Source organism: Streptomyces sp. NPDC058092 (assembly GCF_042884935.1).
Lineage (GTDB): Bacteria > Actinomycetota > Actinomycetes > Streptomycetales > Streptomycetaceae > Streptomyces.
On sequence record NZ_JBHVSY010000002.1, the window covers coordinates 483,213 to 489,386 of the forward strand.

Sequence of the window (6,174 nt, forward strand, 5' to 3'; positions counted from 1 at the left end):
GTGACATCCCCTAGGGGATGTCCAGGGGGTAGAAGCAGAAGCGGCCGGTCCTGCCCCCGAGGCAGGTCCGGCCGCTTCTGTCGCACGACAGCCCGAGCTACTTCACCGGCTCCGGCTCAGGTGCGTCCGCCGTCTCCGTCTCCCCGGCCGGGTCGGCCGGGGTCTTCACGGAGTCCAGCAGCAGCTGCGATACGTCGACCACCTGGATCGACTCCTTCGCCTTGCCGTCGTTCTTCTTGCCGTTGACCGAGTCGGTCAGCATGACCAGGCAGAACGGGCAGGCGGTGGAGACGATGTCGGGGTTCAACGACAGAGCCTCGTCGACGCGCTCGTTGTTGATGCGCTTGCCGATCCGCTCCTCCATCCACATCCGGGCACCACCGGCGCCGCAGCAGAAGCCGCGCTCCTTGTGGCGGTGCATCTCCTCGTTCCTGAGGCCCGGGACCTTCGCGATGATCTCGCGCGGCGGGGTGTAGATCTTGTTGTGACGGCCCAGGTAGCACGGGTCGTGGTACGTGATCAGGCCCTCGACCGGCGTCACCGGGATCAGCTTGCCCTCGTCGATGAGGTGCTGGAGCAGCTGGGTGTGGTGGATGACCTCGTACTCGCCGCCGAGCTGCGGGTACTCGTTCGCGATGGTGTTGAAGCAGTGCGGGCAGGTCGCGACGATCTTCTTCGACGACTTCGGCTTCTTCGTCTCCGGGGCGTCGTCGTCCTCGCCGAACGCCATGTTCAGCATCGCGACGTTCTCCTGGCCGAGCTGCTGGAACAGCGGCTCGTTGCCCAGGCGGCGGGCCGAGTCACCCGTGCACTTCTCGTCGCCGCCCATGATCGCGAACTTGACGCCCGCGATGTGGAGGAGCTCCGCGAAGGCCTTGGTGGTCTTCTTGGCGCGGTCCTCGAGAGCGCCCGCGCAGCCGACCCAGTAGAGGTAGTCGATCTCCGACAGGTCCTCGACGTCCTTGCCGACGATCGGGACCTCGAAGTCGACTTCCTTCGTCCACTCGACGCGCTGCTTCTTGGCGAGCCCCCAGGGGTTGCCCTTCTTCTCCAGGTTCTTGAGCATCGTGCCCGCCTCGGACGGGAACGCGGACTCGATCATCACCTGGTAGCGGCGCATGTCGACGATGTGGTCGATGTGCTCGATGTCGACCGGGCACTGCTCCACGCACGCACCGCAGGTGGTGCAGGACCACAGCACGTCCGGGTCGATGACGCCGTTCTCCTCGACCGTGCCGATGAGCGGTCGCCCGGCCTCCGCGAGAGCCGCAGCCGGGACGTCCTTCAGCTGCTCCTCGGACGCCTTCTCGTTGCCCTCCATGTCCTTGCCGCCGCCGGCCAGCAGGTACGGGGCCTTGGCGTGCGCGTGGTCGCGCAGGGACATGATCAGGAGCTTCGGGGAGAGCGGCTTGCCGGTGTTCCAGGCCGGGCACTGCGACTGGCAGCGACCGCACTCCGTACACGTGGAGAAGTCGAGGATGCCCTTCCAGGAGAACTGCTCGACCTGGGAGACACCGAAGACGTCGTCCTCGCCCGGGTCCTCGAAGTCGATCTCCTTGCCGCCGGACGTCATCGGCTGAAGTGCACCGAGCGCGACCGAGCCGTCCGCGTTCCGCTTGAACCAGATGTTCGGGAAGCCGAGGAAGCGGTGCCAGGCGACACCCATGTTGGTGTTGAGCGAGACCGTGATCATCCAGATCAGCGAGATGCCGATCTTGACCATCGCGGTGAAGTAGATGAGGTTCTGCAGCGTGCCGAGCGCGAGGCCCTTGAACGCGAGGACCAAGGGGTACGAGATGAAGTACGCGGCCTCGTAGCCCTCGACATGGTGGATCGCGCCCTCAAGACCGCGCAGGGTCAGGATCGCCAGACCGATGCCGAGGATGACGTACTCGACGAAGTACGCCTGCCAGGCCTTGGAGCCCGCGAAACGGGACTTGCGGCCGGCCCTGGACGGCAGGTTCAGCAGCCGGATGGCGATCAGCACGAGGATGCCGACCGTCGTCATCAGACCGATGAACTCGGTGTACATCTCGAACGGCAGCCAGTTGCCGATGATCGGCAGGATCCAGTCGGCCTTGAAGAGCTGTCCGTATGCCTGGAGCAGCGTCGGCGGCAGCGTCAGGAAGCCGATGGCGACGAACCAGTGCGCGAAGCCGACGATCCCCCACCGGTTCATCCGGGTGTGGCCGAGGAACTCCTTGACCAGGGTGATCGTGCGCTGCTTCGGGTTGTCGGTGCGGCTGCCTGCCGGGACCGGCTGTCCGAGCGTGACGAACCGGTAGATCTGCGCGACGGCTCGGGCGATGAGCGCAACGCCGACCACAGTCAGCACCAGCGACACGATGATCGCGGCGAGTTGCATTTGGGGGCTCCTCGGGCCTGCGAGGGTGGGATCCAGCGTCTACAAGGGAATACTGGCAATTACTAAGCAGTAACTTAATCAGTCTGTGCTGACACTATCCACTTATTCCGCCGCGCTGTAGCCGCACCGGCGGTGATCTGTGTCGCTCAGGTGTGCCTTGCCGCACCGGGTGAGTCCGTGCACCGCTCGGTGCAGGGGAGCGTGCACGGCTCGCGCCAGGATGGCCAGGTCGAGTCCCACCCAGTGGTGCTCGGCGTAGTGCTGGTCGAGCAGGGCGGGCTCGTCCCACGGCATTCCGGAACGGGAACGTACCTGTGCCAGGCCGGTGAGGCCCGGTTTCAGTTCCTGCCGCCAGTGTCTCGCGGCGGGGTCGGTGGCGGATGCGGGGGTGTCGGCAGTACTCGGTCCGACAGCTCCGGCGGCCCGGTCGTCGCCCGGTGCCAGGGGTTCCGGCCCGACCAGGGAGAGGTCTCCCCGTACGACGTGCGGCAGCCGGGAGAGCAGATCCAGCCGCAGCCGCCGGGTGCGCAGCGAGCACAGTACGAAGAGGTGGCCGTTCAGGCCGATCCGGGGTGACCGGGTCAGCACCCCGCCGCGGGGTCGCCGTGCCGCGAGGGCGAGCGTGCCCGCGGCGAGCAGGGGGGCGGCCAGGGCCAGCAGGATCGAGCCGAGGGTCAGATCCAGTACGCGCTTGGCCGACGGCCGCTCCCAGTGCCGTGCGGACGCCCATTGCCGTGCCGGCGGCCACTGCCGCGCCCGTGCCCGCAGTCGCCACTGCCCTTGCCACCGCCACCGGCATCGCCGCACCCATGCAGCCTGTCTCCGTCCTTGTCCATGTCTCTGGCCCTGCCACTGTCTCTGCCTCTGCCTCTGCCTCTGCATCGTTCGCACCTGCCTGGGGTCGGGCGGATCGAGCGGATCGGTTGCCGGTTTTACGTGACTCGCGGCATTTTGTGACAGAACGATCCCATGACGCGATGATGGGTGCGGGCTGCCCGGCCCGCAGAGCGGGTGGGTGTCGTTGGGTGTCGTTGGTCATCTCTCGGTGCGCGCGAGAGGCGTGCACGATAGTTGAGTCTGCTCGACTCAAGTCTGTTGACAGTGGGACGGGTGTCGTGCATCCTTGAGTGAGTTGCACTCAAGTAGTCAAGCTGGAGGAATTGAAATGGCACGTGCGGTCGGCATCGACCTGGGCACGACTAACTCCGTCGTCAGCGTTCTCGAAGGCGGCGAGCCCACCGTCATCACCAACGCAGAGGGCGCCAGGACCACGCCGTCCGTCGTCGCCTTCGCGAAGAACGGCGAGGTGCTGGTCGGCGAGGTCGCCAAGCGTCAGGCAGTGACCAACGTCGACAGGACCATCCGCTCGGTCAAGCGCCACATGGGCACTGACTGGAAGATCGACCTGGACGGCAAGAGCTTCAACCCGCAGCAGATGAGCGCCTTCGTCCTGCAGAAGCTGAAGCGGGACGCCGAGTCGTACCTGGGTGAGAAGGTGACCGACGCGGTCATCACCGTTCCCGCGTACTTCAACGACTCCGAGCGTCAGGCGACGAAGGAGGCCGGCGAGATCGCGGGCCTGAACGTCCTGCGTATCGTCAACGAGCCGACGGCCGCCGCGCTGGCGTACGGGCTCGACAAGGACGACCAGACGATCCTCGTCTTCGACCTCGGTGGCGGCACGTTCGACGTATCGCTGCTGGAGATCGGCGACGGCGTCGTCGAGGTGAAGGCCACCAACGGTGACAACCACCTCGGTGGTGACGACTGGGACCAGCGCGTCGTCGACTACCTGGTGAAGCAGTTCGCCAATGGGCACGGCGTCGACCTGTCCAAGGACAAGATGGCGCTCCAGCGTCTGCGCGAGGCCGCGGAGAAGGCGAAGATCGAGCTCTCGTCCTCGACCGAGACGACGATCAACCTGCCTTACATCACGGCGTCCGCCGAGGGCCCGCTGCACCTGGACGAGAAGCTCACGCGCTCGCAGTTCCAGCAGCTCACCGCTGACCTCCTGGACCGCTGCAAGACGCCGTTCCACAACGTCATCAAGGACGCGGGCATCCAGCTCACCGAGATCGACCACGTCGTTCTCGTCGGTGGCTCGACCCGTATGCCGGCCGTCGCCGAGCTCGTCAAGGAGCTGACCGGTGGCCAGGAGGCCAACAAGGGTGTGAACCCGGACGAGGTCGTCGCCATCGGTGCCTCGCTCCAGGCCGGTGTCCTCAAGGGCGAGGTCAAGGACGTCCTGCTGCTCGACGTCACCCCGCTGTCCCTCGGTATCGAGACCAAGGGCGGCATCATGACGAAGCTCATCGAGCGCAACACCACGATCCCGACCAAGCGTTCCGAGATCTTCACGACGGCCGAGGACAACCAGCCGTCCGTCCAGATCCAGGTCTACCAGGGCGAGCGCGAGATCGCGGCGTACAACAAGAAGCTCGGCATGTTCGAGCTGACCGGCCTGCCGCCGGCCCCGCGTGGCGTCCCGCAGATCGAGGTCGCGTTCGACATCGACGCCAACGGCATCATGCACGTCGCCGCCAAGGACCTCGGCACCGGCAAGGAGCAGAAGATGACCGTCACCGGCGGCTCCTCGCTGCCGAAGGACGAGGTCAACCGGATGCGTGAGGAGGCCGAGCAGTACGCGGAGGAGGACCACCGCCGCCGCGAGGCCGCCGAGGCCCGCAACCAGGGCGAGCAGCTCGTCTACCAGACGGAGAAGTTCCTCAAGGACAACGAGGACAAGGTCCCCGGTGACGTGAAGACGGAGGTGGAGACCGCGCTCACCGAGCTGAAGGAGAAGCTCAAGGGCGAGGACACCGCCGAGATCCGTACCGCCACCGAGAAGGTCGCTGCCGTCTCCCAGAAGCTGGGCCAGGCGATGTACGCCAACGCCCAGGCCGACGGCGGCCCGCAGGGCGCCCCGCAGCCGGGCGCCCAGCAGGCCAAGGCGGACGACGACGTCGTCGACGCCGAGATCGTGGACGACGAGAAGGACGCGAAGGGCGGTGCGGTGTGACCGAGGAGACTCCGGGCTTCGAGGAGAAGCCCGACGTCCCCTCCGGCGCTGCCTCCGACGGAGCTGAGCCGAAGGATGCCCCCTCCTCTCCGGAGGAGGAGGCGCCGGCGGCCGGGGACGGAGCACAGACAGTCGGTCTGACGGCACAGCTGGACCAGGTCCGTACCGCGCTCAGCGAGCGCACGGCCGACCTCCAGCGGCTCCAGGCCGAGTACCAGAACTACCGCCGTCGCGTCGAGCGGGACCGGGCCACGGTCAAGGAGATCGCAGTAGCGGGTCTCCTGTCCGAGCTCCTGCCCGTGCTCGACGACGTCGGCCGGGCCCGGGATCACAACGAGCTCGTGGGCGGGTTCAAGTCGGTGGCCGAATCACTGGAGACGGTCGTCGCCAAGCTGGGCCTGCAGCAGTTCGGCAAGGAGGGCGAGCCCTTCGACCCGACGATCCACGAAGCCCTGATGCACTCGTACGCGCCGGATGTCACCGAGACGACCTGCGTGGCGATCCTGCAGCCGGGGTATCGGATCGGCGAGCGCACCATCCGCCCCGCGCGGGTGGCGGTGGCCGAACCCCAGCCGGGTGCGACACCGGCCGCGGCCAAGGAAGAGAAGGCAACCGACGAGGAGAGCGGTGGCACCGAGGAGGTCTGACATCCCGTCTGACCACCTCGCGGCCCACCGCCCGGCCTTGGGGCCGGGGCCCACGGCGCGGGCCCCGGCGCGCCGCCCGCGGGGGGGGGGGGGGAGTGGACCAAGGAAAGGGGCGGGAAGGCAAAAAAAAAAGACACCCGGCG

General features: G+C 67.1%; 4 protein-coding genes. 2 read left to right on the forward strand and 2 right to left on the reverse strand.

Going from position 1 to position 6,174, the window contains the following annotated elements:
• Nucleotides 1-97: 97 nt before the first annotated feature.
• The gene (locus ACFVV1_RS05980; protein WP_389985041.1) at nt 98-2,365 is read right to left on the reverse strand and encodes a (Fe-S)-binding protein; all 2,268 of its coding nucleotides are present in this window, start codon (nt 2,363-2,365) and stop codon (nt 98-100) included.
• 102 nt (nt 2,366-2,467) lie between these two features.
• Nucleotides 2,468-3,172: a sugar transferase gene (locus ACFVV1_RS05985; RefSeq protein ID WP_389985044.1), complete on the reverse strand. Its 705-nt coding sequence runs from the start codon at nt 3,170-3,172 to the stop codon at nt 2,468-2,470.
• A gap of 358 nt (nt 3,173-3,530) precedes the next feature.
• On the opposite strand from ACFVV1_RS05985, the gene dnaK reads away from it, so the two are divergent.
• Nucleotides 3,531-5,384, forward strand: a complete 1,854-nt coding sequence (gene dnaK, locus ACFVV1_RS05990; protein ID WP_389985047.1) for a molecular chaperone DnaK — start codon at nt 3,531-3,533, stop codon at nt 5,382-5,384.
• Nucleotides 5,381-6,031 (forward strand): nucleotide exchange factor GrpE, encoded by a 651-nt coding sequence (grpE, locus tag ACFVV1_RS05995; RefSeq protein WP_389985050.1) that lies wholly within the window; start codon nt 5,381-5,383, stop codon nt 6,029-6,031. The genes dnaK and grpE overlap by 4 nt, the downstream gene beginning before the upstream one ends.
• The last annotated feature ends 143 nt before the right edge of the window (nt 6,032-6,174 follow it).

Bases quoted from the DNA above. Each gene is read 5' to 3' on its own strand.
- ACFVV1_RS05980 (WP_389985041.1), bottom strand. From the start codon at position 2,365: ATGCAACTCGCCGCGATCATCGTGTCGCTGGTGCTGACTGTGGTCGGC.
- dnaK (WP_389985047.1), top strand. From the start codon at position 3,531: ATGGCACGTGCGGTCGGCATCGACCTGGGCACGACTAACTCCGTCGTC.